At 65.5% G+C, this 25,520-nt stretch carries 16 protein-coding genes and 4 pseudogenes; 8 read left to right on the top strand and 12 right to left on the bottom strand.

The features are described from left to right. Positions 1-259: 259 nt before the first annotated feature. Positions 260-1,287, bottom strand: a pseudogene (locus IEY55_RS01025) (IS110 family RNA-guided transposase). Between the two features lie 226 nt (positions 1,288-1,513). On the opposite strand from IEY55_RS01025, the gene IEY55_RS31810 reads away from it, so the two are divergent. Then, positions 1,514-1,882, top strand: a complete 369-nt coding sequence (locus tag IEY55_RS31810) for a hypothetical protein (protein ID WP_229685835.1) — start codon at positions 1,514-1,516, stop codon at positions 1,880-1,882. A gap of 112 nt (positions 1,883-1,994) precedes the next feature. On the opposite strand, the gene IEY55_RS31805 is transcribed toward IEY55_RS31810, so the two are convergent. Beyond that, positions 1,995-2,153, bottom strand: coding sequence for a hypothetical protein (locus tag IEY55_RS31805; protein ID WP_229685833.1), 159 nt, complete (start codon positions 2,151-2,153; stop codon positions 1,995-1,997). A 67-nt stretch (positions 2,154-2,220) separates the two neighbouring features. Beyond that, positions 2,221-2,697: an NUDIX domain-containing protein gene (locus IEY55_RS01015; protein WP_189052886.1), complete on the bottom strand. Its 477-nt coding sequence runs from the start codon at positions 2,695-2,697 to the stop codon at positions 2,221-2,223. A gap of 178 nt (positions 2,698-2,875) precedes the next feature. Between IEY55_RS01015 and IEY55_RS01010 the strand changes: the two genes are divergently transcribed. The 4 genes from IEY55_RS01010 (at position 2,876) to IEY55_RS00995 (ending at position 8,034) form a co-directional block, all read left to right on the top strand. Beyond that, a complete protein-coding gene (locus IEY55_RS01010) occupies positions 2,876-3,199 on the top strand; it encodes a hypothetical protein (RefSeq protein WP_189052885.1) in 324 nt (107 codons plus the stop codon). A gap of 163 nt (positions 3,200-3,362) precedes the next feature. Further along, entirely contained in the window at positions 3,363-5,432 is a 2,070-nt protein-coding gene (locus IEY55_RS01005; RefSeq protein WP_189052884.1) for a helicase HerA domain-containing protein, read from the top strand. A 374-nt stretch (positions 5,433-5,806) separates the two neighbouring features. Next, the gene (locus tag IEY55_RS01000) at positions 5,807-6,832 is read left to right on the top strand and encodes a hypothetical protein (RefSeq protein ID WP_189052883.1); all 1,026 of its coding nucleotides are present in this window, start codon (positions 5,807-5,809) and stop codon (positions 6,830-6,832) included. Continuing rightward, positions 6,829-8,034, top strand: a complete 1,206-nt coding sequence (locus IEY55_RS00995; RefSeq protein WP_308424702.1) for a DNA adenine methylase — start codon at positions 6,829-6,831, stop codon at positions 8,032-8,034. Before IEY55_RS01000 ends, IEY55_RS00995 begins: the two co-directional genes overlap by 4 nt. Positions 8,035-8,053: 19 nt before the next feature. On the opposite strand, the gene IEY55_RS00990 is transcribed toward IEY55_RS00995, so the two are convergent. Both IEY55_RS00990 and IEY55_RS00985 read right to left on the bottom strand, forming a co-directional pair. Continuing rightward, positions 8,054-8,821, bottom strand: a complete 768-nt coding sequence (locus IEY55_RS00990; protein ID WP_189052881.1) for a DUF2637 domain-containing protein — start codon at positions 8,819-8,821, stop codon at positions 8,054-8,056. Between the two features lie 105 nt (positions 8,822-8,926). Beyond that, complete coding sequence (locus tag IEY55_RS00985; protein WP_189052880.1) at positions 8,927-9,763, bottom strand: hypothetical protein; 837 nt, start codon at positions 9,761-9,763, stop codon at positions 8,927-8,929. Between the two features lie 71 nt (positions 9,764-9,834). On the opposite strand from IEY55_RS00985, the gene IEY55_RS32890 reads away from it, so the two are divergent. Next, on the top strand, positions 9,835-10,023 hold the full coding sequence (locus IEY55_RS32890; RefSeq protein ID WP_373289942.1) for a helix-turn-helix domain-containing protein: 189 nt from the start codon (positions 9,835-9,837) through the stop codon (positions 10,021-10,023). 15 nt (positions 10,024-10,038) lie between these two features. Next, positions 10,039-10,842 carry an IS630 family transposase gene (locus IEY55_RS00980; protein ID WP_229685831.1) on the top strand — a complete coding sequence of 268 codons (804 nt, stop codon included), beginning with the start codon at positions 10,039-10,041 and terminating at the stop codon, positions 10,840-10,842. A 553-nt stretch (positions 10,843-11,395) separates the two neighbouring features. On the opposite strand, the gene IEY55_RS00975 is transcribed toward IEY55_RS00980, so the two are convergent. The 3 genes from IEY55_RS00975 to IEY55_RS00965 are packed head-to-tail and all read right to left on the bottom strand — an operon-like array spanning position 11,396 to position 17,534. Beyond that, entirely contained in the window at positions 11,396-14,536 is a 3,141-nt protein-coding gene (locus tag IEY55_RS00975) for a type I restriction endonuclease subunit R (protein ID WP_189052879.1), read from the bottom strand. After that, positions 14,533-15,792 (bottom strand): restriction endonuclease subunit S domain-containing protein, encoded by a 1,260-nt coding sequence (locus IEY55_RS00970; protein ID WP_189052878.1) that lies wholly within the window; start codon positions 15,790-15,792, stop codon positions 14,533-14,535. The genes IEY55_RS00975 and IEY55_RS00970 overlap by 4 nt, the downstream gene beginning before the upstream one ends. Next, positions 15,789-17,534, bottom strand: coding sequence for an HsdM family class I SAM-dependent methyltransferase (locus IEY55_RS00965; protein ID WP_189052877.1), 1,746 nt, complete (start codon positions 17,532-17,534; stop codon positions 15,789-15,791). The genes IEY55_RS00970 and IEY55_RS00965 overlap by 4 nt, the downstream gene beginning before the upstream one ends. Positions 17,535-18,705: 1,171 nt before the next feature. On the opposite strand from IEY55_RS00965, the pseudogene IEY55_RS00960 reads away from it, so the two are divergent. After that, positions 18,706-19,875: pseudogene (locus tag IEY55_RS00960) on the top strand (IS30 family transposase). Between the two features lie 95 nt (positions 19,876-19,970). On the opposite strand, the gene IEY55_RS00955 reads toward IEY55_RS00960, so the two are convergent. The 4 genes and pseudogenes from IEY55_RS00955 to IEY55_RS00945 all read right to left on the bottom strand — a co-directional run bounded on the left by IEY55_RS00955 (position 19,971) and on the right by IEY55_RS00945 (position 25,503). After that, entirely contained in the window at positions 19,971-21,479 is a 1,509-nt protein-coding gene (locus IEY55_RS00955) for a hypothetical protein (RefSeq protein WP_189052876.1), read from the bottom strand. 54 nt (positions 21,480-21,533) lie between these two features. Further along, a pseudogene (locus IEY55_RS32885) lies at positions 21,534-21,800 on the bottom strand (N-6 DNA methylase); the annotation flags it as partial. A 70-nt stretch (positions 21,801-21,870) separates the two neighbouring features. After that, positions 21,871-22,746: pseudogene (locus tag IEY55_RS32880) on the bottom strand (class I SAM-dependent DNA methyltransferase); the annotation flags it as partial. Positions 22,747-24,525: 1,779 nt separating this feature from the next. Beyond that, a complete protein-coding gene (locus IEY55_RS00945) occupies positions 24,526-25,503 on the bottom strand; it encodes a LacI family DNA-binding transcriptional regulator (RefSeq protein ID WP_189052874.1) in 978 nt (325 codons plus the stop codon). Positions 25,504-25,520 lie beyond the last annotated feature (17 nt).

The raw sequence follows: 25,520 nt of genomic DNA, 5'->3' as shown, positions 1-25,520 counted from the left end.
ACGGCAGACTGAAAGCGGGAGGGGCGAGAAGATGCCACTGCGGCGGTGACCCATCGATGTTCCGCTCGATCTCGTGTTCGGCACCGCCCGCGTTCCAAGTGGTGGCCCACGGTGGATCACTCTCCCGCCATTGCCCTGGTTCGGCCACTACTGTGACACCAGCGCAACCGGAGACTTCGCCGCTGCCAGGATCGACCGCACTCGCTTCGGACGACGCCGAATCGTGTGCCAGCCCTACGAATGGGTTTCAATGATCGTGTCAAGCCGCGTGGGCTGTGAGCGGTGGTGAGTTGTGGAACGTGCGACTGTCGCGCAGCAGTTCCCAGACGACGTCGACCAGACGGCGCGCGAGCGCGATCTGGGCTTGGGTGTAGATCTTCCCTTCGGTGCGTTTCCGCTGGTAGAAGATGTGAGATGGGCCGTCGGGGCGTTTGATGGCCGACAGGACGGCCATGTAGAACACGCGTCGCAGGCCGCGGTGGTAGCGCTTGGGGCGGTGCAGGTTGCCTCGCACCCTGCCGGAGTCGCGGGGTACGGGAGCCAGGCCGGCGTAGGCCGCCAGGCGTTCTGGGTTGCCGAAGGCGGTCTGCAGGTCACCGCCGGTGTCAGCGATCAGCTGTGCACCGAGGATGGGGCCGAAGCCGTCGACGCTGGTGATGTGCTCGGCGTGCAGATGATCGGCGAAGCGGTCGCCTGAGGTGTTTGCTGAGCTCTTTGATGTCCCGGTCCAGGTCGAGGAGCTGGCGGGCCAGCGGGAGATCAGGGGTGCGGTCACCAATTCTTGTGGCAGGGCAACGGTTTGCTCGCTGGCGGCGGTGAGGGCCTTGTCCACCATGGACGGGATACCTCTGGCTCAGGCGCCGTACTCGGTCAGGTAGGCGGACAGGCCGCGGGCACCGGCCTGGCGGATGCCGGCGGGCGTCGGCCGTTGAGCAGGACCAGTGCGGAGCGGGTGGAGTAGTCGAAAGCCCGTTCCAGAGCGGGGAAGATCGAGGCCAGCAGCTCCCGCAGCCGGTTGACCCCACGCACCCAGTCGGCCATCAGATCCTCCCGGCGAGCGGTGAGTACCTGCAGGTCGGTCACGACCTAGTCGGGGCTGGTGATCGGGGTGAGATCGCCGCGCATTCGGGCGGTTTCGGCGATGGTGCGGGCGATCAACTGCTCGATCGCGGCCTGCCCGTTGACGACCTTGCGGGGGAACACGACCGTGCCGGTCTCGTCCACCGCATACGCGTGGTGAAAGCCCTTGCCGACATCGATCCCCGCCCACTCCTTGCACGCCGCCACGCGACCCGTCCTCCTGTCTTCCCTGTTCAGCCCCGTGGACGACCTCGCCCAGCAGCTCCATAAACAGCGACCAAGCGCGCAGATTTCAATCAGCGGTGAGGCGTCCAGAACGGCAAGGCGGCCACTCCCACGAGGCCACCCAACGGCAAGACCACATCAGCCACACCCCGCCGTCCCGGGCATCCAGAATCTTCGCCCCGGACACCAACAAGCTTATGGAGACCACGTGACCAACGATCAAGCTGACGACCGGATCTTGCCGCGCGAATCCAGCCACGAGCGGACTGTCCGCCACTGCCTCGCCGAGCTGCTCTCCCTGGACGCGCTCTACCGGATGATCCTCGACATTCCAGGCGTGATCATGGAGTTCGGCCTGCACCGCGGACGCCACCTCGCCGCCCTTACCGCGCTGCGCGGCGTCCACGAGCCGTGCAACCCGCACCGCCGGATCATCGGCTTCGACACCTTCACCGGCTTCCCCGACGTGACCGACATCGACACGACCAGCCCCAGTGCCGCCGCCGGCCGGTTCGCGCTCACCGACGGCTACCCCCACCACCTGCACGACGTGCTCAACGCCCACGAACAGGGCTAACACCTCGGCCACATCCGGCGCACCCTGATCGTCCAGGGCGACGTGCGCGAAACCCTCCCGCGCTGCCTGACGGACAACTCGCACACCGTCGTCGCCCTGGCCTACTTCGACCTCATACTTCGACCTCGACCTCTACGAACCCACCCGCGACACCATCAACGCCATCCGGCCGTACCTCACCAAGGGCAGCGTGCTCGCCTTCGACGAACTTGCCCGCCCCAAGTGGCCAGGAGAAACCGCAGCCCTGCGCGACACCCTCGGCACCGACCACGACACTCTGCGCACCCTTCCGGGTCGCGCCACCCCCGCCTACATTCGCTGGGGCACGCAGCCGCAGCTCAGGCGACCGCGCCCGCCTCGACCAGCAGAGCCTCCCGGTTGGCCAAGATGAACTCCTTCAACGCGGTCGGCTTCAAGTCGATGGCGACCAGATCATCTCCGCGCAGGTCAACGCGGTCCAACTCGTACCCGCCCCGCGACGGATCACTGAACTCCGGGCCGCCGCGGGCCGACTCGTCCAGGCTGGCCAGCAGCGCCACGAAGAAGTGCTGCACCGCGACCCCCGCGTCCGACGGCGAGCTGAACAGGAACACCTGTGACGCATCTGTGGCCTTCGCGCCCAGTTCCTCCGCCAGCTCCCGGTACAGAGCCGCCTCCACTGAGTCGTCGGTGTCCTCGACACCGCCGCCGGGCGCGGTCCAGTACGGCGCCTGCCCCGGCTTGGTCCGCTTAATCAATACTAACCGGCCGAGATCGTCGATCAGGATCGCCCGTGCCGCGCGCCGTCCCACTGCCACCGTCGACTGATCCGTCACGTCACAAGCTCACGGCCCGCCGCTTCAGCCCAATCACGGCAGTCGCTTGATCGACAACTGTCCGTCACAGCCGCAAGAAGCGGCGCTCTACGCTGGCTGGTGACCTCACGTGTCGAACTCGATCTACCCCGGCAGGCAACTCCGTGCCGTTGAGTGACCTTGCCGCTACTCTGGTGCCGTGCCAGTCCATCGGGATGAAGCACTCTTCGAGGATGCCTGCCATCTCAAGGTCGCCGTCGCCACGACAGGTGAGATGGGTGGCGACGCTGGGCACGGCGGATGGACCGAGATCACATTGATCAACTCGGAAGGCAACTGCGGAATCGAGGTCGACACGGCACACGCTCACGCCTCTGATGTTGACCAGGTCACCATCCGCGTCCGTGGCGATGCCGAGATGGTGGTCTTGGCCAACGCGCTGGAGTGGGCTGGCCAGCGGTTGCGCGAGTTCGCCGGGGAACGGGCAGAGCCGTTCGCCGAGGCCGAGGACCCTTTTCCGTGAACAGGCTGAACTTGGCGCAGCGGCCCCACCTCGCAGTAGGCGGCTTACCGACCGGTTTTCCGCTGCCCACGTTGCAAGTCATCCACGACGCGCTACGGGTTCGTCGATCTTGTCGGTAAGCTGCGCGAGGGTGCCTCCTGGCGGTGTCTCGAGAGGGCGGAGAATGACAGAGTTCATCCCCGGCGTCGGCGCCGGGTCGTTGCTGCGGTCGGAACTGCTTGCGGACGGTCGGTCGACCCGGATCGGCGCGATTCACCAGATCGACTACGGCCAGGCCGTCGTGCTGACCCACGACCGCTGGAAGTTCGACGCTGGTGGCATCCCGCAGTTCTCGTTCCTGCTTGCGACCGCACAGGACGTCAACGACCCTCGCGTCGACGACGACGAGGTGCTGCTTCTGCGTGTGGAGGGCACGGCACCGCTGTCGCTTGAGCGCGACCTGCACGCCGTGCGCGAGGAGTCCCTGCGAACGGCCCTTTCGAACAACCAGGACCCATCGCCATCTGTCGTGCTCGATGCGGAGCTCGACCCGTTCACCAAGAACCGAGTGTCGTTCACCGGCGTGCGGTGCAAGATCCTCGGCACCTTCTACGAAGACGACGTGGACGGGCAGAAGGTGCTCGAGTTCGGTGCCGACGTGGACAACTTCTACGCCACGTCCACGTATCGAGTCCTGAAGCCTATCGGCGGCGGCCTCGCGACGATCGCCTCCTACCTCAAGCCGACCGGGCGCCCGGTCGAACGTGTGCGTATCGGCGCAGTGCGGTACTCCGCGACGCGGCGGCGAGCCAAGACCTCCAAGCAAGCCGACGCCGCAGTCGAAGTCAACATTCGGGACTTCATCGGCAACAAGACCGCTCTGCTCGGCATGACCCGGATGGGCAAGTCGAATACCGCAAAGATCATCATCGCGCGCACGTTCGTCGTCTCCGAACGGCAGCGCGCCATGGGCGGACACCCCATCGGTCAGCTGATCTTCGACCCGCAGGGGGAGTACGCCAACCCGAACACGCAGGATGGCACAGAGATCGCGGCGATCGGCGCGAACCACGTCCGCATCTTCAAGTTTGGCGCAGACGGTACGCAGCCACACGTGAAGCCTCTCAACATCAACTTCTTTTCCGAGAACCAGATCGACGCCGTCCAGGGGTTGATCTCCGACACTCTCAGCAGTGATGAGTCTGGCTACGTCAAAGACTTCGCGGGCACGTCCTACGCTGATGTGCCAGGGGATCACTCCGCCACCACACATGCCCAACGCGCCCGGCTCGTTCTCTACGGTGCGCTGATGCGCGCGGGGTTCACAGTACCGGCAAATTTTCGTGTGCGAATCAATATTGGCGGCGCTTTTCAGCAGAAGATCGTCACGGGCATCACTGGCTCAACCGCAGTCGCCGGACTCGGCCGCAACCCGTTTACGCAGGCCGGAGGCACCGCCAACTTCGTGACGGTCGCTGCGGCAGACGTCGAGGATGTCGTCGACAAGATCGTGGAGCTGCGCGAGGCCGGCGACACCGACGCGACCAGCTTCACGAAGGATGTCCGCTGGAAGAGCGTTGAGCCGATCTTCACGACTCGCAGCGGGAACCGCAGCGTCCGAGGCTGGCGAAACCTGAATCCGCTGCGTCCGTTTCACAGCCCTGCGACACGGAACGATCCTGCGATCGAGATTTACCAGGAGCTGGTCCGGGGGCGCATTGTGATCGTCGATTTGCATGTCGGGGCCGAGGCCGTGACCAAGGCGCTGAGCGAGTCGATTACGCGTCGGCTCCTTTCCAAACAGACCGAGGTGTTCACGTCGGGACAGGAACCACCGCACATCCAGGTGATGCTTGAGGAGGCTCACAATCTGTTCTCGTCGGACCGGTACAAGGATGACCTCGACGTGTGGGTCAAGCTCGCCAAGGAAGCCAGCAAGCTCAATCTCGGCATGACATACGCGACGCAGGAGGTCTCTGGGGTAGCGCACCAGGTCAAGGCGAACACTGCCAACTGGGTTGTCGCCCACTTGAACAACACGACAGAGGTGCGGGAACTGGCCAAGTTCTACGACTTCGGGGCGTTCTCAGATGCGATCATAGCCTCCGAGGACCGTGGGTATGTGCGGCTCAAGACGCTGTCCTCACCGTACATCGTCCCCGTCCAGATCGATCGGTACGACATCGCGCTCGTCAACGAGGCACGAGCCGCAGCCGGTGACCCGCCGTTGACGCTGAACGGGACGGCACTCTGATGTCGTACGAGACCGCCAACGGGGCTCACGAGATTGCATCGCGGCTGGGGCACTCGGCAGCCGCTGTCCGGGCGATCGCGGACCAACGCACCTTCCATGTTCCGGCCGAGGCGATCCAGGACTCGGATTCGATCCGCAAGCGAGTCCACTCACGGGGCGACTTCGCCGCCCCGCCTGCGCCAGGGCGCCTCACCGCCGCGCTGGCAATCGACGGTTCACACGTCGTTGAGCAGGTGCGTGACGGCCTACCATCGGTCCTGTACGGGTTCGCACAGGCCGCCGCCGCGTACGTAGACCTCGGCGTCCTTGAGTCGCAGCGGGCCGAGCGGTTTGTCGACCCATACAAGATCGAGCGTGCGGTCAACACCGCCCTCGTGACGCTGGATCTGCCCGTCTCCGGCGCGTACACGCGCGCCGGTGTCGACATCGTGACGTCGTGGCGCGAGGCCATCAACGAGCTGTTCCGGCAGAAGAAGATCGACGTCAACCGCCTCGACCAGCCACTGCTGGACCTGCTCTTCCTTCTCCACGGCGTCCCCGGTAAGCCAGCGACCACAGTGCCGGTCAACTGCCCGACCCAGGACTGCAACAAGGACGTTCCCGTGCCGCCCGCTGGTGTCGACTGCGACGCGTGTGGCGTGCACCTCTTTCCCACCGACGTGCTTCGTATCCATGAGGAGGTCGGCGAAGAGGGCACGAACCAGTCCGCTCTCGGGCGGCTAATGTCGGTGATCGAGCTGTTGGTGCTGGTCGGGCTGGCGACGCTGCTGTGGGAGCAGTCGCGCCAAAAGGCCCTGCCCACGACGCTGTTCATCATCGATGGCCCACTGGCCGTGTTCGGCACACCAGCAAAGCTACGCGGGCGAGCCCTCGAGTACTTCCAAGCGATGGGCAGTACTGCTCCGGGCAAAGCGCCATACGTTTGTGGGATCGAGAAGTCCGGCGCTCTGGTCGACTACGCGCGCCAACTGGCCCGGCACGGCATTCTCGAACCGGGCGACCTGCTGGTATGCGACGAACAGGTCATCGCTCGCGTCGTCAACGCCAACAACGCCCGCGCCTACGGCAAGGAGACGTACTGGGGCCGCAAGTTCGTGTATCGCGCGCTTGATGGGCGAGTCGTCGTCCCGACCGTGCCACCGCCGACCGGCGCACCATACGATGCCCACGGCGGCAAAGCCGATCCGGCGGCCTACCCGACGCTGCCGGCAATCCTCGACGTGATCGACCGCACCGGTTCCTCGATGTACGTCGATGGCATCATCCCGGTGGCGGCCGCGCACGGGAAAGCCGCGTTCCCGATCGGCGTGGGCACCGATGTGCTCCGCCTCGTAGCCACCAAACGTCTCGGCCTCGACTCGTCTGGTGGGCAACCGGCTCCGGGACGGTCTGCCCCATGATCCAGAATGTGGATGTACCGCCAGTCGCACCCCTGCCCGCCGCTCGCGCTGCCACGCCCACAATCCCGACGCACATCCTCGACAACCCCCGCCAACTCGTCTCACCTCTCGGCGCCATCGACCACGCGCTCATGACGAGCAGGTATCAGTCGCCACTACGCTACCCAGGGGCAAAGTCGTCCCTTGCCCCAGTGATCGCCCGGATCTTGGATGCGGCCAAGTGCTCGCGCACCGTTCCGGAAATCAACCTGCTGGTCGAGCCGTTCGCCGGCGGAGCATCGGCGTCCTTGCGACTCGTCGGCCAAGGGATCGTCGACCGAGTACTGCTCGCCGACGTTGATCCGCTGGTGACTGCATTCTGGCAGGCCGCAGCCGCTGACACGGAGCCGCTCATCGACCGTATGCACGACGAGTGGACCCGATACATCAAGCCGGGCGGAGCGGCCGCGGTCGAACGGTGGGACTACTGGCGTTCCTGGGCACCCGCTCGGAACGCGAAGCCCGCCACGGCCCGGCTTGGGTTGGCGGTGCAGTGCCTGTTCCTGAACCGCACAACGTTTTCTGGCATCCTCCACGGCAAGGCAGGCCCGATTGGTGGGCGCAAACAGGAAAGCCCGTACGGCATCGGATGTCGGTGGAATCCGGAATCCATAGAGGAACGGCTTCGATACGTCGGTCACTTGTATAAAACCGGCCGACTTGTCGATGTCTGGCACAAAGATTGGAAACAGACGCTCGCTGATGTACCCGAGTGCTACCCGCAGCTGATCCCCTCCCGCGTCGTTGCCTACCTCGACCCGCCCTATATCGAGAAGGCCTCCCACTTGTACCGCACCTCTTTCGATCCGAGCGGTGGATATGGCGCTGACAGGGCCGGTAAGGCGGGATCGAACGACCACATGCTCCACATGCAGCTCGCCGTATACCTGCGCACCAAGGCGCAGTTTCGCTGGCTGCTCAGCTACGACAACAACCCACTGCTGACCGAAAGCCCTTGGCTCTATGCGCACGCCCGCATGACGCCGAGCCGCGAGGACCGGGAGACGCTCGGCGTGCACTCCTGGACTCTGACCAAACGTTTGGTAAGGACGCGCTACACCGCCAGCGGCAAGACCGGCAAGCGCGACGCCGACGAACTCCTCATCACAACCCTGCCGCCGTCGACCGTCCCCGTAGATCACCAGCTGCGCGAGCTGCCATAAGCAGTTTGGGCTAAAGCTTTTACGGCAAGCGGCGGGTAACCGGTTCACGCACCAGACGAGCTGCGGGACGCGCCGGTCTAATGGCCGGTTCCTGCTCACGGGGGCCGGTGACCCTGGGAAGGTGCCCCGCCTGCCGCCACCGTCGCAGCACCTTCCGGCCGTAGTTGTTCGTACCCGTGATCCGGTCCAATTCCGCACCTGTCGGCACGCGGCCCTTCGACCGCTCGGTCACGTAGTACGCCCACATCCGTTGCTCGGCGGTCGGCTCGACTGGCAGACGAGACCCGGCCGGGACCGCCGCGAGACTCGCCACCGACGCCGTCTCGTCACCGGTCTCGCCCGTCGCGGCGGTCTCGGTGCTGATCTCGCTCGTGGTCTCGGCACGGTGCCGCTTGAGGGCACGGTTGAGCAACTCCACCGCCAGCAGCAGCGCCAGCGGCGGGCACGCCGCCACCGCCACAGCGAACACGCTCAACTCCGGGGCCGCCGCCACGTTGGCACACAGCGAGAGGCAGATCCCGAACACGAAGGACAACCACGCCGCCCACCGGCCACCGGCACGGCGGCCGTGGCTGCTCTTCCACAGCTCGACCGTGGCCGTGGTCAGCAACCCGTCCACAATCAGCGGCCAGATGGCGGCCGTGGCCTCGTCCGCGCCGAATCGCAGGGCGAACTCACGCCCGTGCCGGTAGGAGACGTAGGCCGCGCCGACGGCCACGAGCAGGGTGCAGGCGCACTGCACCCACAGCGCACGGTCCCGCCGAGCCGGGGATGCCGTGGTGTTCACCGCAGCACACCTCCCCCCGCGCGCTGTACCTTGTCCGGGCAGCAGCAGTGCGAGCCCGTCACCGGCCGGCTAACCGGCACATGTGGAGCACGGATGCGGAGGTAGTCAGCTCCACACTCGACGCAGGCCAGCCCATCGGCCTGCAACGGTGACAACCCCGTGATGACCTTCTCGGCGTTCACTGCGCATCACCGTCCGAACGGCGGCGGTGACGCCGAACAACGTCAACCGTGGCGGAAACCAGCAGTTCACGACGGGTACGGGTTCGTGTAGATGCAGTACGAGCCGCGCCGGGGGCACTACAAGGATGGGACCAGGGTCGTCGTCGGTTGGGACGTGACCCTGGTCCTTGTTGTTTTGTTCCTGCTGGTCACCGCCTTGTTGACGCCGCAGCGGTGCCACGGCGGTGCGGGCGGCGTGGCGGGCCGCTGTGATGGTCTGCCCGGTGAGGGTGATACGGCAGGTGGCCTGGTTGGTGTGTTTGTTGTAGTGGATTTCCAGCCGTAGCGCCTCAAACAGGGCGCGGGCAAGATCGTCGGAGAGTTCGTCGATCTGGATCTTCGCGACTGGTAGCGCGTCGATCAGGTCGGGGTTGGGTGCGTGCAGGATGCGTTCCTCGACCTCGGCGAGTTGGGACTCGAACTGTTCTTTCTGCGCGCGTAGCTCGGCGCGGCGCTCGTTGATGTCGCGGATGAGGTCCCGGTCGGGGTCATCGACGAGTTCGAGGTTGCGCACGGTTCTTTTGATCTTGGCTTCGGTGTCGGCAATGCTGCGGCGCAGTGCCGTGAGCAGATCCTGCTGGAACTGGTAGTAATCCTCAGCACCCCGACGCTGCCGCAACGCAGTGATCAGCCGCACCAGGGTGCCAATCCCCTCCTGGTGGATCGGATGGCGCAAGACCTGGTTCGCTCGTTCGAGCGGCATGTTCTTGAGCAGAGGCACCTGGGCAGCCTCCCACGTCCATCGAGAGAACGAGATCTTCATTCGCACACAGCGGCGGCCCGCCACGACACGTGACAGGACGCCCGTGCATCTCGTCCGCCAGCCACAGGGCCACCCGGAGCGAAACCGCGGTGGCTGCTCGGGTGGGCGTCAGCCGCGGCACCGCTGCCAAGTGGCGGTCGCGGTTCCAGCGTGACCGTCTGAACGGGCTGAGCGAGGAGCCCCGGCCTGGGGTGCCGCGCACCATCACCGACGCATAGGTGGAGGAGGTGGTGGTGCGCACCCTGGAGGAAATCCCGGCCGGGGCCACGCACTGGTCCAAGCGTGAGCTGGCCAAGGCGGTGGGGATCTCGCCCTCGACGGTGCAGCCGATCTGGAAGGCGTTCGGGCTGCAGCCGTGGCGGACCGAGGACTTCACGATCTCCACCGATCCGTTGCTGCTGGACAAGATCCGGGACGTGGTGGGGCTGTATCTGGCCCCGCCCCAGCATGCGGTGGTGTTCGCCGTGGACGAGACACCACAGATCCAGGCGTTGCAACGGACCGCCCCGGTGCTGCCGATGATCCCCGGCACCCCCCAGCGGCGCAGCCACGACTACCGCAGGCACGGCACCATCGACCTGTTCACCGCCCTCAACACCGCCACCGGCAGGGTCATCACCACCCTGTCGGCGCGACACCGCGCCATCGACTTCCGCGACTTCCTCGACCACCTCGACCAGTCGGTCGCCCAGCCCGACGACCCCGACCTGACCATCCATGTGATCTGCGACAACCTGTCGGCGCACAAGGCCCCACCCGTGCAGCGCTGGCTGCTGGATCACCCCCGCGTCACCCTGCACTTCACCCCCACCTACTCCTCCTGGCTCAACCTCGTGGAGCGGTGGTTCGCCGAGCTGCAACGCCGCTGCCTGGACCGGGGCGTGTTCTGCTCGTTGGAGGACCTCACCATCGCACTCCAGGAATGGATCACGCTCTGGAACCAGGATGCGCACCCGTTCCGGTGGACCAAGACCACCGAACAGATCATCGACCACATCTGTCGCTACTGCTCACGAATCTCCGGACCAGCTCACTAGCTCACCCTGAATGCGTACGACACCCCACGTCCGGTTCTCGGTGGCCAGCCTCACGGCCAAAGCGACGATCTCCTCGCTCACGGACGGGCAGCCCGGCGGCAGGGGCTGGTTCCATTTCTTGGCTACCAGTCGGCGATGCGGAACAGCCGCGGCGTCGGATTCGCGCGGCGCAACACCGCCACCTCGTGGCACAACGCCAAGATCTCGGCTTTTCTTCCACGCCAACGACCAAGACAACAACACCAACTGCGACGGCTGAATCACGATCAAACAGCAGCCGAACTTGCAGCCGGCGATCATGGATCACCGCAGATCGCCAGGTCAAATCCGGTAACTGAGTTTCGACCGGGGCGCCTGGCGTGGCTATCAGCCCACACACATGGCGTGCACCGTGGCTGGAACCAACTGCCTGTGCTGCACCGTCGCCGCCGAGCAGATCAACGCCCTCCTCCGTGGCGAAGTGCCGTCGAACCTGGTCGCCGGCGACGGTGGTGTTGCGGTCGTGGTAGCTGTTCAACCTGTACCGCACGGTCCCCTTCCGGGGCCGGGCCGCTCACACGTCCGTCCGCTGATCGATCGCGGCCTCGTAGAAGGCGTCCGCGAGCGCCACGATGACAGCGCTGATGCCAGGCCCGTCGCTGAAGAAGTAGTCGGCCATGGTGTTGTGGGCCTCCTGGTTCTCGACCACCGCCTCAATGACCGCCGCTTGGAAGTCCTGCGACTCCATGAACTGCTTCTTCGAGTTCACCTTGGTCTGCTTGATCAGGTCCGGGTACGCGAGCAGCCGCTGCACCAGGCCCCGCACGAACTCCCGGACCTGAGACTCGGTGAAAGACTCGGCGCCGAAGAGATCGTTCATCTTGTCGATGACGACCTGGAGTGCGACGTACTTCGGCTCCTGCCGCGCCCCGGTGCCCGCGGCGCTGATCCCCTTCAGCTCACCGTCACCGGTCAGCGAGATGTCGACCGCAGTCCCCTTGCTGTGTTTGACGCCGACCAGGACCACGTCGGAGAGGTCGACCTCCGCGGCCCAGGATGAGTCTGCGATGACCTTCTCCAGAAGCCGCAGGAAGATCGACAACATCTCCATGTACGGGTCGCCGTAGTCGACGATCTGGCTCATGAAGTCGTAGAGCCGGACGTAGGTGGAGACGTCCTTGCGGAACAGGTCGAGGGTGTTGAGGGTGACCTTGTCGTCGGCCTCGATCGCCGCCGCGTAGCGGCGGGCGAACTCGTTCTTGGCCGGGCTGATCGCGGCTGAGAGCGCGTTGTTGCCCTTCCGGGTGACCCACAGTTCGGCGACCTCGCGCACCTGCTCTGGCGTGTAGATCCCAGCCTGGGCGAGCTTGGTGGCGAGGTGGACGACGACGTACGGGTCAGTCTCGGTCTCCAGGGTGGCGTTGGTGAAGTACGGCTCGAACGCAGCCCGGATGTCCTCGGGCTTGTTCACGAAGTCGATGACGAACGTCTTGCGCTTCTGCTCCCCGCCCGCAGTGCGATGGGTGCGGTTGAGCCGGGAGAGCGTCTGCACGGCGGTGACCCCGGACAGCTTCTTGTCGATGTACATCGCCGAGAGCAGTGGCTGGTCGAACCCGGTCTGGAACTTGTTGGCGACCAGCATGATCGTGTACGTCGCACCCTTGAAGGCGGCGGCCAAGTCCGAGCCGGCACCAGGGTTCAGGTTGGCCTCGGTGAACTCGTCGTCCTTGCTCGGCTGAGGCCCCCAGTCCGAGACCCACTCCTCGTCCTCGGCCATCGTCACCGAGCCGGAGAAGGCGACCAGAGTGCGGTAGTTGTACGAGGCGTCCTTGGCGGCCCGCTTGGCGATGTAGGCGTCGATCGCCTTCTTGTACTTCACCGCGGCCTTGCGCGAGTCGGTCACGACCATCGCCTTCGCCTTGCCCTCCAGCAGGTGGGCGACGTTGGCGTGGAAGTGCTCGACGATGATCTGCACTTTCTGGCTGATGTTGGTCGGGTGCAGCTTCACCCACCGCATCAGCCCCTTCCGCGCCGCAGCCTCCTCCACCACCACTTCACCCTCGCCGCTCTCGGCCTGACCGGCGATCTTCAGCGCGGTGTCGTAGGACTGGTAGCCCCTGAGCACGTCGAGGATGTAGCCCTCCTCGATCGCCTGCCGCATCGAGTACAGGTGGAACTCGACCGGCTTACCGTCAGGACCCTTGCGGCCGAAGAGCTCCAGGGTCTTGTTCTTCGGCGTCGCGGTGAACGCGAAGTAGGAGATGTTCTCCGACTCGGCCCGCTCGGTCATCTCCGCGGCCAGGATCGACTCGACGTCGACGGGGCCGCCCTCCTCGATTTCCTTGATCTCCTCCGCGGTCAGCACGGCCTTGAGCTTGGAGGAGATCTGCCCGGACTGCGAGGAATGCGCCTCGTCCGCGATCACGGCGAACCGCTTGCCCTTCAGACCCTTGTCGGCCCGGATCTCCTCAAGCGCGAACGGAAAGGTCTGCATCGTCACCGCGATGATCAACTCCCCGCTCCTCAATGCGGTCGCGAGCAGCCTGGACTTCGACTTGGCCCCCGCCTTACGGACGTCCTCCGGGCTGATCGTGACCACGATCTTCCCTGACCCGTCGATCTGCCGGATCGCCTCCTGGAGCTGCCCGTCAAGAACGGTGCGGTCCACGACCACGATCACCGAGTCGAAGACCTTCTCGTCGTTCACATGCAGCCGCGCCAGCCGGTGCGCGGTCCAAGCGATGGTGTTCGTCTTCCCCGAACCCGCCGAGTGCTCGATCAGGTAGCGATGCCCCACCCCCTCCTCGCGCACCGCGGCCACGATATTCGTCACGGCCTCCCACTGGTGGAACCGCGGGAAGAGCATGCTCGTACGCCGCACCGACGTCCCGGTCGCGACATCCCACTCCTCCTTGGTCTCCACGATCATCAGCCGGCCGATGATGTTGAGCCAGGCGTGCTTCTCCCAGACCCGCTCCCACAGGTACGCCGTCGCCGACCGCCCACCTTCACCCGGCGGGTTCCCCGCGCCACCATCGTGGCCCATGTTGAACGGCAGGAAGTGAGTCTTCTCGCCCTCGAGCCGGGTGGTCATCGCGGCCAGGTCGTTGGAGACCGCGAAGTGCACCAGCGCCCGATGCCCGAACGACAACAGCGGCTCCGGCCGCCCGTTGGTCAGCGGGTGCCGGTCCTTGCGGTACTGGTTGATCGCCTCATCCAGCGACTGGGTGAAGTCGGTCTTCAACTCCACGGTGGCGACCGGGAGCCCGTTGACGAAGAAGACCAGGTCGATGCAGCGCTGATCAGAGGTGGAGAAGTGCACCTGCCGCATCACCCGCACCCGCATCGCCGCGTACTGCTCGTTCGTGGTCGTGTTCAGCGAGGTCTCGGGCCGGAACTGCGCCATCTTCAACCGGCCACCGCCGATGTACTGCACCCCGTTGCGCAGGATGTTCAGCGTCCCCCCACCGTGTTCGAGCGGCTTGTCAAGCGCCGTGGCCAGCACATCAAGGAACCTCGCCTCCGACCCCGCCGCCCTCAAGGCTTTCCCGTACGGCGCCTGCTGGGTCTCCTCCAGCCAGGCGAACAGATCCTCGGGGAAGAGCGCACGCTCCCGGTCGTAGCCGGTGTCGTTCGCCGAATACAGCCACCCGTGGGCGGCCAGATACTCGCAAATCTCCGACTCGAAGACGACCTCATTGTGATCGGCCGTCACGTCGCCTCCCGTACGTCAATCTGCCCCGTCACCGCCGCCGTGATCAGCGCCGCCCGCCGCTCGCGGGCGAGTTCGATGAACCGCTCGGTCTCGGCGATGAGCACGTCTATCTTGGCGGTCTGCTCCGCACTACTCTGAACGATCTCCGCTTGAACTGGGCAGGGCGGCACGACGAGGGGGACAGCGCGGATTCCCGCCTCAAGGTGTGGGTGAAGCGCACCAGTCGCTCTCACGAGCAACGAGTTGTATCCGAGCCGGGAGCTCAGAAACGTCGCGAGATACTCGCCGCTCAACAATTCAGGGCGTACCCGTGCGATTTGAAGGGCATGACAGCTCGCGTCGCCAAAGCCCGGAGGGACAACGGCCACCTTCCCGATGTCGCCTGTCTGCACAATAAGGACATCACCGGCCTGTAGGTGGATCCGTGGGCGTTCGTCATGCCACTCGCGTGACACGTAGAACGGGCGCCGCTCGAAGTCGATGCGACCAGCTTTGATGTGCGTGCTCTGGATGTAGCGGACGCCGTCCTCCACCAAGATGTCTCGAGTCGGCCCGACGAATCCGTTGGTCAGTTGACGAAGTGCGCGGCCGAGAAGAACAACCTGCCAACCATCTGGGACTTCGTATCGCGCGCTGCCGTCGAGAGAAGTGGGCGCGCGGACGCCACGCTTGGCCAACTCCTCGTCGATGACGACCTCGCGTCGCTCGCGGAGCAGCTCGATCAGGCGCTGCTGCTCCTCGATGAGCGTGTCGATGCGGGCGGTCTCGCGGTCGAGGTAGTCGGCGATGGCGCGCTGCTCGTCGGCCGACACGAGGGGTGCGATCATCGACTGCAGGTCGCTGATGTTCAGCCGGGGAGTTCGAACGTTCCCGGCCTCGGTTCCGCCGATGCCCCGGACCAGGCTCGCCATCGTCGACACACTGTATCCGCTGGTGAGGAAGTAGTTCAGCCACCGCTTGTCGATCCTCGGGTCAACTCGCAGCACCGCGTAGTCCGGGCTGACGACCCCGTCCTCCGGCGCGATGCCGAGCGCGCCCTGGAACGCCCGCATCCGGTTGATGACAAGGTCGCCCGCGCGGCAGAGCTTGTAGTTGGACAGATCCTCGGACGCCGCCCGCGTGGTCATATCCGACGCATCCCGACGTCGGACGCCCCAACTGATCGAGACCGACAGCAGCGGCAGTGCCTCGGCTTCCGCGCCCGCTCGCACGTCGGATTCGGTGAGCAGCCACTTGAGTCGGACCGAGTCGGTCATCCTTCGACCTCCCGCAGCAGGTCGAGGATTTTGGCGACCTGCTTTTCCAGGTCGGCGTCGATCTCGGCGAGGGGGCGGGGTGGGACGTACTTGTAGAAGTGGCGGGTGAAGGGGATCTCGTAGCCGGTCTTGACCTTGGCCCAGTCGATCCAGGCGTCGGGGACGTGTGGCTTCACCTCGGCGTCGAAGTACGCCTGGATGACCTCGACCTTGCCGGCCGCGCCGGCGGTCGAGCCGCCGTAGGTGAACGGGACGTTCTCGGTGTCGCGCTTCTTGCTGTCCGGCTTGGGTTTGCCCTTGCGGTCGAGGACCGGCTTGCCGTTCTCGTTGAGGAGGGGGCGCTCGACCGTGATCGTCCAGTAGCCGAACTCGTCGTTGCGCAGCACCTTGGACAAGTCCGGGTCTGCATCGTCGAAGTCGGCGTACAGCTTGACGATCTTGGCGCGGTCGGCGTCGCTGATCTCGCGGCCCTTGGAGCCGAGGTTCTTGCGCATCTTGGTCCAGAACGAGGTGCCGTCGATGAGCTGAACCTTGCCTTTGCGGTCGGGGTGCTTGGTGTTGTCGAGGATCCAGATGTAGGTGGCGATCCCGGTGTTGAAGAACATGTTCGTCGGCAGCGCGACGATGGCATCGACCAGGTCGTTCTCCAGCAGCCACTTGCGGATGTTGGAGGGGCCGGACTCGGCGGCGCCGTTGAAGAGCGGCGAGCCGTTCATCACGATCCCGGCCCGGCCGCCGCCGTCCTCCGGCGCCCGCATCTTGTGAGCCAGGTGGAGCAGGAAGAGCATCTGCCCGTCCGAGGTCGACGGGAGGCCGGGGGCGAACCGGCCGTAGGGGCCCGCTTCGTCGCGCTCCTTTGTGACCGCCTTGGCGTACTGCTTCCAGTCGACGCCGTAGGGCGGGTTGGACATGCAGAAGTCGAACTGGCGGCCCTTGAACGCATCATCGGTGAGCGTGTTGCCGAACGCGATATTGGACGCGTCGTGGCCCTTGGCCAGCAGGTCGGACTTGCAGATCGCGTACGACTGCGGGTTGTACTCCTGGCCGTACAGGCTCAGCTTCGCGTCGGGGTTCTGCGCGAGCAGATGCTCCTCGGCCAAGGCGAGCATGCCGCCGGTGCCCGCGGTCGGATCGTACAGCGTACGAACGATGCCGGCCTCGGCCAGGTCGACCTCCTTCTCGGCGAAGAGCAGGTCGACCAGCAGCCGGATCGCGTCCCGCGGGGTGTAGTGGTCACCCGAGGTCTCGTTCGCGGCCTCGTTGAACTTGCGGATGATGTACTCGAACGCATCACCCATGTCAGCGTTGGAGACAACATCCGGGTGTAGGTCGACGGCCTTGAAGGACGTGATGACCTCGCGCAGAAGCCCCGCCTTCTTCAGGGCGAGGATCTCCTTCTTGAAGTCGAAGTACTCGAACACGTCGACATCGGGCGAGAACCGGTCGATGTAGTCGGCCAGGTTGTCCGCTAGCCCGTCGGCGTCGGCAAGCAGGTTGGCGAAGGAGTAGTTCGAGGTGTTGTAGAACGGCCGGCCGGTCGCCTTCTTGACCTCGATCCTGAGCCGGTTCGGGTTGTCGTACTTCGCCGCCAACTCCCGGACCGTCTCCCGGTCGGGCTCGAGGATGCAGTCGAGGCGGCGCAGGATCGTGAGCGGGAGGATCACGTTGCCGTACTGGTTGGGGCGGTAGGGACCCCGAAGCTGGTCGGCGATCGACCAGATGAAACTACCCAGGGTGCTCACAAGGCTCCTTACGAGGCTCACTCGACGATGAATGTTGGACGCCCAGCGCGAGCCCGTGCCCGCCGTCCGAACAGGCCGGCGCACAGTCTGCAGCAGCCGGTGCGTCACAAGAACATCATCGCGCATCACGACACTGTGCATGCCGATAGCCACATCCACGCAGGTCAAGGGCGGCATGCTACTGCGCATGGACGGCTTCCTCGAGGCCGGTCGGTATGCCGTGCGTCGGCAAGCTCGGTGTAAAGATCAGCGTCGGCTGGAAGCGGCTTCCACCCGTCGGGGAGCTGGGGAGCAGACAGGCGCGCTCGACGGCCCTGAACTGCATTCAACGGCTCTGAACGGAACCTCGCCGATCTGCGGAAGTTTTGTTTCCACAGGTAGGCGCACTATGGCGTCCTTGGTCCACCGACGGAATCGGGTCTAGCGGAGCCCGCGGCGCGCGCTGACCCCTGACCACCCAAGACCCAGGGTGTGCGGTCAGGCCCCTCAGGGGCAAGCATCTGGGCGAAGCACCACGCCACCCATGCTTGGCAAGCGTCACCCTGCTCCAGACAACCCGAAAGACGACTCGATGACCAAGCTGCCGGTACGAATCCCCTGGTCAGCCCAGTTCCCATCCTTTGGTGCTCCCGCCCGAGGTCCGGCCCTCCGCACAACGATCTCGCGCAGGGTGGTGCCCTCCCCGAGGTCCGGCCAGGGCGGCGGCACGTACCGAGATCACCTACCGTCAGGAGGGAATGCCGCCGCCACTGGTCTCCGAACAGTGCCTCGACCTCCGACGGATGACGCGACTTCTGCATCTGACGAGCTGCGCTTTTCGCCCGGTCGGGTCGTGAAACCGGCCGGCGGTTCGGGCCGAGGCAGGCTGGCATGAGCTGCTGGAACAGACCGGGACGGTAGTCGGGGTGGTGGTCCGGGTCTCCAGTCCGACCGGGCAGCGAGAAAGGTAGTCCAGGAGCCTTCTACCTGGCGACCTACGCAGGCGACAACGTTGCTGAAGGCACCGCACCGCTGGCTTGGTGGGTGATCGACTACCTGCTCCAAGCGGATGATGATCCGCAGGAGTAGCTCGTCCGTCGGTGCTGTCGACGACGCGTGAAAACTGACCCCCTGGCGGGACGCGCGGGTTCTAGTGCTTGTCGCAACACACCTGATCATGAAGGGCGTGTTGATGGCGAGGCGTGGGCGCAAGCGCAGACTCGATCTGGAGTCGGAGTCCTGGTTGCTGTTGGCCGCCGGTGTGGGCGTCGTCGAGGCGTGCAGACGACTGGGGATCGGTCGCAAGACCGGCTATCGGTGGCGGTCGGAGAACGGCGGGCTGTCGCCGGTGAGGCTGCCGGAGCCGGCCCGGTCGAACAGATTTCCTGTCCTTGCTGGAGCGGCAGCGGATCGCCACGCTGCGCCGAGGGGGGCTGGGTGTTCGGAAGATCGCGGCGATGATTGGTCGTGCGCCGTCGACGGTCAGCCGGGAACTGCGCCGCAACGTCCTCGCCCACGACCGCGGCTACGACGGCGACCTGGCGCACGCGCGTGCGCGGCAGCGGAGTCGTCGGCCACGGCGGTCCCGGCTGGTCGACGACGCGCTGTTGCGCGCGGAGGTGCAGGCCAGGCTTGAGTCGGAGTGGAGTCCGGAGCAGATCGCGGCCCATCTGCGGATCGCATTCCCCGACCGACCCGGCTGGCATGTGTGCCACGAGACGATCTACCAGGCGCTCTATCACGGCGGCAGGGGCGGCTTGAGCAGGCAGCTCACGCGACGGCTGCGCACCGGTCGACCGTTGCGCAAGCACCGTCGGCGCGCCGACCGGCGCAGCACCAGGTTCATCGCGCCGGCGGAGTTGATCGACCGGCGCCCCTCCGCTGCGCTGGAGCGGACTCGGTGCGGCGATTGGGAAGGGGACCTCATCGTGGGCGCCGGGGCCGCTCGGCGATCGGCACCCTGGTCGACCGCGCCAGCCGTTACGCCCTGCTGGTACACCTGCCCGCCGACCGCACCGCGGAGGCGACTCGTGATGCCCTCACCTCGGTGCTCGGAGGCTTGCCAGAGTCGTTGCGGCTGACGCTGACCTGGGACCAGGGCTTGGAGATGGCCTGCCATGGACAGATTGCGCCACTGCTGCGGGAAGGCGTGTTCTTCGCCCATCCCGCAAGCCCGTGGCAGCGCGGCACGAACGAGAACACGAACGGGTTGCTGCGCCAGTACTTCCCGAAACGCACCGACCTCTCTGTCCACACTCCCGCCGACCTCCAAGCCGTCCAGGACCGCCTCAACAACCGCCCACGCAAAACCCTTGGCTGGCGGACACCCGCAGACGTCCTCCGGGACGTGCTGTCATCATGATCCAGCGACGTTGCAATGATCACTCGAATCCGCCCTAGAACCCGCGCGACCACCGGGGGTCAATATTCGAACGCCGTTGACAGGTGCCATGTGTGTCAGTCGGCCGAGGCTGGCGTAGTCCACCGCTTCAGGTCCTCGAACACCTCCTCGCTCTCGAGTTCGTGCCCGCGGTCCAGACTCTTCAGCAAAGCTGTCGTCCCCGTGAGCCGATCCGGGTAGTAGACCTCTGGAGTCAGGCAGGTTGGGCAGTCGCCCAGCACACAGAAGGGCCACAGCGGAATCATCTCTCCCTGCCGGGTGAACAGGTACAGACGATCATCGGCGAGCGGGCGGCCGGTCTCGAACACCGCAGGTTCGAAGTCGGGGTGATCACCCATCAGCGCAAGGCCCGCGACCTCGTACTTGCCGGCGTTCGGAAGCCAGCGCAGCTTGCTCGTGTGCACCAGTGACATCTTGGCGAGGAACGAGCTCCCGGTGAGTGCCCTGAAGGTCAGCTCCTCCAGTTTCTCCAGGCTGCGCTCGATCTCTGCGCGAGTACGGGGACCGGCTCCGTGCCTGATCTTGTTCCGCAGCGTCACGAGGGAGCCTAGGTCGGCCATCAAGCCTTTCCCTCCCTTCTTCGTTGCCGTCGCCTCGGCCAGGCCTGCTGCCTCGTCCCCGCTTTCCCGGGCGAACGTTCCCGTGGCCCTGATCACGCCCACCCAGTGCCCCAGCGAGACACCGCCCTGCCGCACTCCCGTCGCCCACGCCTGTACCTCTGCCAGGGCGTCCCACCCTCGTTGCGCGGAAAGAGAAAGGGAGACGATGCCCAAAGAGAGGATCAAGGACTCGACACACAGGAGAGCCGCCTCGTGCTTCTCCGCTGGAGACGAACTGTGCTTGAACCTGCGCACGGCACGGGCGATCGGGTACGGATAGGAATCCTGGAAAAGCCGATACGGTTCACCCTGCCTGCGCAGGTTCTGCGCGACCAGCGAGCTCAGCTCGCCCGCCTGTTCCAGCCTGCTCCGACGCTCGCCGCTGCCGCCCGGCTCGAAGATCGCCGTCTTCGAGCGCCGTAGGTTGTCGTGGATCTTCGCGGCCTCGTCGACGCCTTCCGTCAGTCTTGTCATGGCGGCGCGAATCTCGGCGAAGGTGCCGTCACACGCCGGGACCAGGAGATCGGCCAGTTCCTTGGGACGGATCCGCGGAATGACGTTGTAGCGAGGAAAGTTGCGTTCAGCCTGCGGGCTGGACAGGTAGGCCGCCAGATACTCGGCGGGTACCTCGCCCTGGACAGGCCGTACGACCAGCAACCCCTGCCCCGCCTGCACTCCCTCATAATGGCGTGGCAGCACCGTCCAGTGACGGGCTGTGGCCAGATCACGCCCTACCACGTCGCCTTCGCGCAGGGTACTGCCGGAGTCGGCTGTCCGTGCGGTGACCGGGAGATCTTCGACGTCAGGCAGCGAAACGTCGAGCAGGGCGGGGCGGAGCACCCGCCGTTCATTACCCGCCCCGGTGGCGTCGACGTCGTTGTCCGCCGACGAGGTCCGCACCTTTCCCGCGATCACCTCGGCGATGTCGCCGAGGCGCCACACACCGTCTCGAGCGAGCTTCTTCATCTCGTGCTCGTGCCGGTAGCGGTGAGGCGTGAGCTCGTACCCGTTGGCGACGATGTCCGCCACCGGTACGCAGAAGCTCTGATCGGCCGGAGTTCTCTTGCGCTCCGAGCTGTCTCGCTTCTGCCACCTCGATACAACGTCGGCCAACGTCGAGGCGTGGGCGCCGTCGCGCCCCCATTCCTCTCCGGTCATGTCGTAGAACCACACGAAGTCCGTGCGGTCCGTTTTGGTGAAGAACAGTAGCGATGCCGGCACTCCCGAGTACGGCTGGAAAACCCCCTTGGGCAAGCTCACCACGCCGTCCAGCCTGTGCTTCTCCACAAGAGTGCGCCGAATCTCTTGATGAGCCGAGGTACTTCCGAAGAGCACTCCCGTCCGGCACCACGACTCCGGCACGTCCACCCGGCTTCAGCCACCGCAGAATCCCTGCAAGATAGAGCAGTTCGGTCTTCCTGGTTCCGGCATACATTCTCAGCACATCAGAGAGCCGGTCGTAGTCGTAGTAGCCACCGAAAGGTGGGTTGGCCAGGATCAACGAGTACTCGCCCAAGCCGTCGGCATCGCGGCTCAAAGGGTCGACCGACCGGAGATCCGGCTGCGCTACGCCGTACAGGGCCAGGTTCATCTCCGTGATGGGCAGAAACCCAGAGTGCGCGCTGAACCCTCGGAGGACACCTTCGGACGGTCCTCCCACATCCGATCGTTTGACGAACTGTCCGGCGGCCAGCAAGAGCTCTCCTGTACCGCAGAAAGGGTCGCAGATGTCGTCTGCTCTGCCCGGTTTCGTCATCTGCACCAGCAGCTCGACGACGTCGCGTGGTGTGCGGAGGTGTCCGGAGTTCCCGTCGATCTTGCCGAGCAAGTGCTCGTAGAGAGCTCCAGCGGTGCTCGCCTCACTGATGTCGAAGTCGTTGACAAGATCGACTGCCCTCATCAGCAAGCTCGGCGTAGTGATGGTGAACCGCACGCTTTTGAACTGGCCGAAGTGATCCGGAAACCGATAACTGAGATCCCGCAGCCACGCGACAACGTCGTCGCGAACGATCGCGAGCATGCGCTGCGGGGCTTCTTCGGTGAGCTTCGACCACCGCAGGCGCTCGGTCGACGCCCGGTAAATCAGCGGCTGCGACGAACCGTCGGTGCCTGGGTACAGCTCCTCAAGCCGGCGGAGGTGGACCAGGCAGGTGATCTGCTCGATGATCTCCAGTGGGTTCGAGATGCCCGCTGCCCAGAACGAGCTCCATACCTGGTCGATCTTGCGCTTCATCTCAGCCGTGATCACCCGGTCAACGCTATCGCCCGGAGCAGACGGCTGACACTACTACGGACGAGAGCTCGCTTCCGGGTCCGCGTTCGCCAGCTCGACGCCGAGGAGCGCGGTCTGGCGCCGCGCGGTGATCAACGACGGTCTGGTCACCCTTCCCGTTCGTTCCCGTTCGTTCCGCAGTCAACGGCTTCATCGATCGGATGCGGTCTACAACGCCTTATCAGCGCACACACCATCCGCGAGACGCCCGTTGTCACACTGCGAGATGACGTGACCGACCAGCTGGAGCAGTGGACAGTGGCGTACGCCGCAGCCCGAGTGGCTCCCGCAAGACCTCTCCGGCAGGGCACCCCCGCAATTCCCCGCCTTCCTGGCTGGTTGAGACAGTCTCACCGTCGCTGGATTGGAGGGGGAACACCAGCGGTGGGGACGGGTCCTAGCGACCCGTCCCAGGCCGCTACTCGGGCGCGGATAGGCCGAACGATGACTCCACCACCAGGCTGCCGACATAAAACCGCTGGTCAGCCCCATTCCCATCCTTTGGTAGTCCCGCCGGGGGCACTTCACCGACGGTCCCAGGCCCTCACCAGCAACGTTCCGTTGGCATGCTGATCACCGAGGGCAGCTTCCAGATCTCCAGCCTGGACGTGGCGTCTGATGGCTGCCTGGGTTGCGTTAGGCGCTCGCCCGCGGCACAGCATCTCGGCAGACACCGAGCGCGCGCTCCGGGCCGTGACGCTGATCATGTGTTGTCGTCGGGCTGACGTTCTTGTTCAGGTTCGGCAATGTCTGGAGTCTCACGCTGCGGCTGAGGGTGCCGGGGTGGGTAGCACCCCTGGTGGCGCCAGCGGTGGACCTGCCGGTTGCTGCTGATGGGATGGACAGAAGTCGGCCACGGGCTCTTGCAGGCAATCGGCGACATCGGTCGCACACCAATCGTGAACACCGATGGGGTGCCTGCCCAGGACCGCCGAGTCGAGCAGCCTCCCGGTGGAGCCGACTATTGGGGAGCGGTACCGGCATCCGATCGACCCGCGGATGATCAATCCACAACAGACATCAATGCCTGCCGCACTGGCGAGGACCAGTACCTGGAACTCGCCCGACAGGCGGATGCTGAGCACTGGGAACGATATAGGCGACCGATTCTCGGCCGAGACCTTGCGGAAACGGCTTCGGGTAGGTGTAGCACGCTCCCCGGAAGCTGGTCGCAGTACTACGCGCCGAACGGGCGTCCTGGCCGTCGTTCCCGCTGAATGCTCACGGTGCCACAGCCATGGCCTCCGGGTGCTAACCCCCTTACGTACGGCATAGCTTGACGTTTAACCAACTTGCGGGCAAGTGACGGGCGGCGCGGTGGAGGGGAACCCTCGGCGCTCGCTGTCCAGCTGATCTTGAGCAGATAATCTTCCCGAAACTGTTGGCTTGAGGGCGTGTGAAGGAGACCGCGTCCCTCGTGACGGATCGACGTGAGGATGCGCCAGACCGAGAGGTTTGAGCGTATCGGCCACCTCGAGGCTACATCGCGGAGTATAAGAAGCGGATCTTGGAGGAGTGCGAACAACTCGACCTTGGACCTCGGTGGCACGAGCGCCCCCTCCCACCAGACCCCGATGCTTCCACCACAGCCCACCAGATGGGGCCAACACTCACCCGAACCGCCCACACCCATGAACGGCGGGGCCGCAGCACCCTGGTAGGTGGTCCCAACACTCATCCGTAGGGCGAGGCCGATGGTCCGCTGCACCGAGCTGCAAACCTCGGCGGCGGGTACCGGCTCTAAGCGGACGCCCGGACGATGACGCGTGCGGAATCCGGGCTTCTCGTAGCGGGTTGCCCAGCGAGTGCGGCGAGTACGGTGGCGGTCATCGCGTCGGCGAGGGCCGCCGTGTCCAGGGCGACGGTGGTGAGTGCGGGGGAAGTAAGCCGGGCGACGGCGAGATCGCCGACGCCGATCACGGCGAGGTCACCGAGTGCGGCAAGCCCGCTCGTGTGGGCTCCGGCGAGGACTGCGAGGGCGACCTCGTCGTTAAAGGCGCAGATCCCAGAATAGTCGGCGTTGTGCCATACGCGTACCGGGTCGGCTGCGGCTGCCGGGTCGAGGGGGACGGCCCGGACGTCGGGTTGGGGGAGGCCGAGTTCGGCGCATGCGGCGCGGACGCCGGCAAGTCGTGGCTCGGCCAAGACCCGCAGACGCGGGTCTTCTGGGTAGGCGTAGCCGATCTGTCGGTGGCCCGCGGCGGCAAGATGCTCGGCCTGCAGGCGCCCCGCGCGTTCTTGCGCCGTTACGAGTGGACCGCCCGAACGGCCGAACAGGACTACCGTGGCCGTGATGCCGGCGGCCCGGATCGCGGCAAGCGTGTCGTCGTCGAGCTGCTCGTACGCGATGATCGCGGCCGGTGTGATCGCCTTCCAGATCTCGCTGGTGGACCGACACGCGGGCGCACGAACGTGGGTGACGAGTGTCAGATCGCGCTCGGCGAGGTGTGTGGTCAAATGCTCGAGAATCCGCGCGATCGTGGGACTGATCGGCCAGTCAGGCAACAGGCACAGGACCACGTCACTGCGACCGGTACGCAGTGCTCGTGCGGCCGCTGACGGCGCGTACCCCAGCCGGGCCGCTGCCGCCAGAATCCGGTTGCGGGTGCTGGCCGCGATCTTCTGGTTCGGCGTGCTGTTGAGCACGTAGCTGACCGTCGCGCGGGACACGCCCGCTTCGCGAGCCACATCGGCGCTGGTCACCCGCTTCTCGGCCATGGCCGGGCTTCCTTGTC

Origin of the sequence: Longimycelium tulufanense (assembly GCF_014645795.1) — a bacterium.
Taxonomy (GTDB): Bacteria; Actinomycetota; Actinomycetes; order Mycobacteriales; family Pseudonocardiaceae; genus Longimycelium; species Longimycelium tulufanense.
The sequence above is the reverse complement of the archived record's forward strand: the minus strand, read 5'-3'. Positions and strand labels throughout refer to the sequence as shown.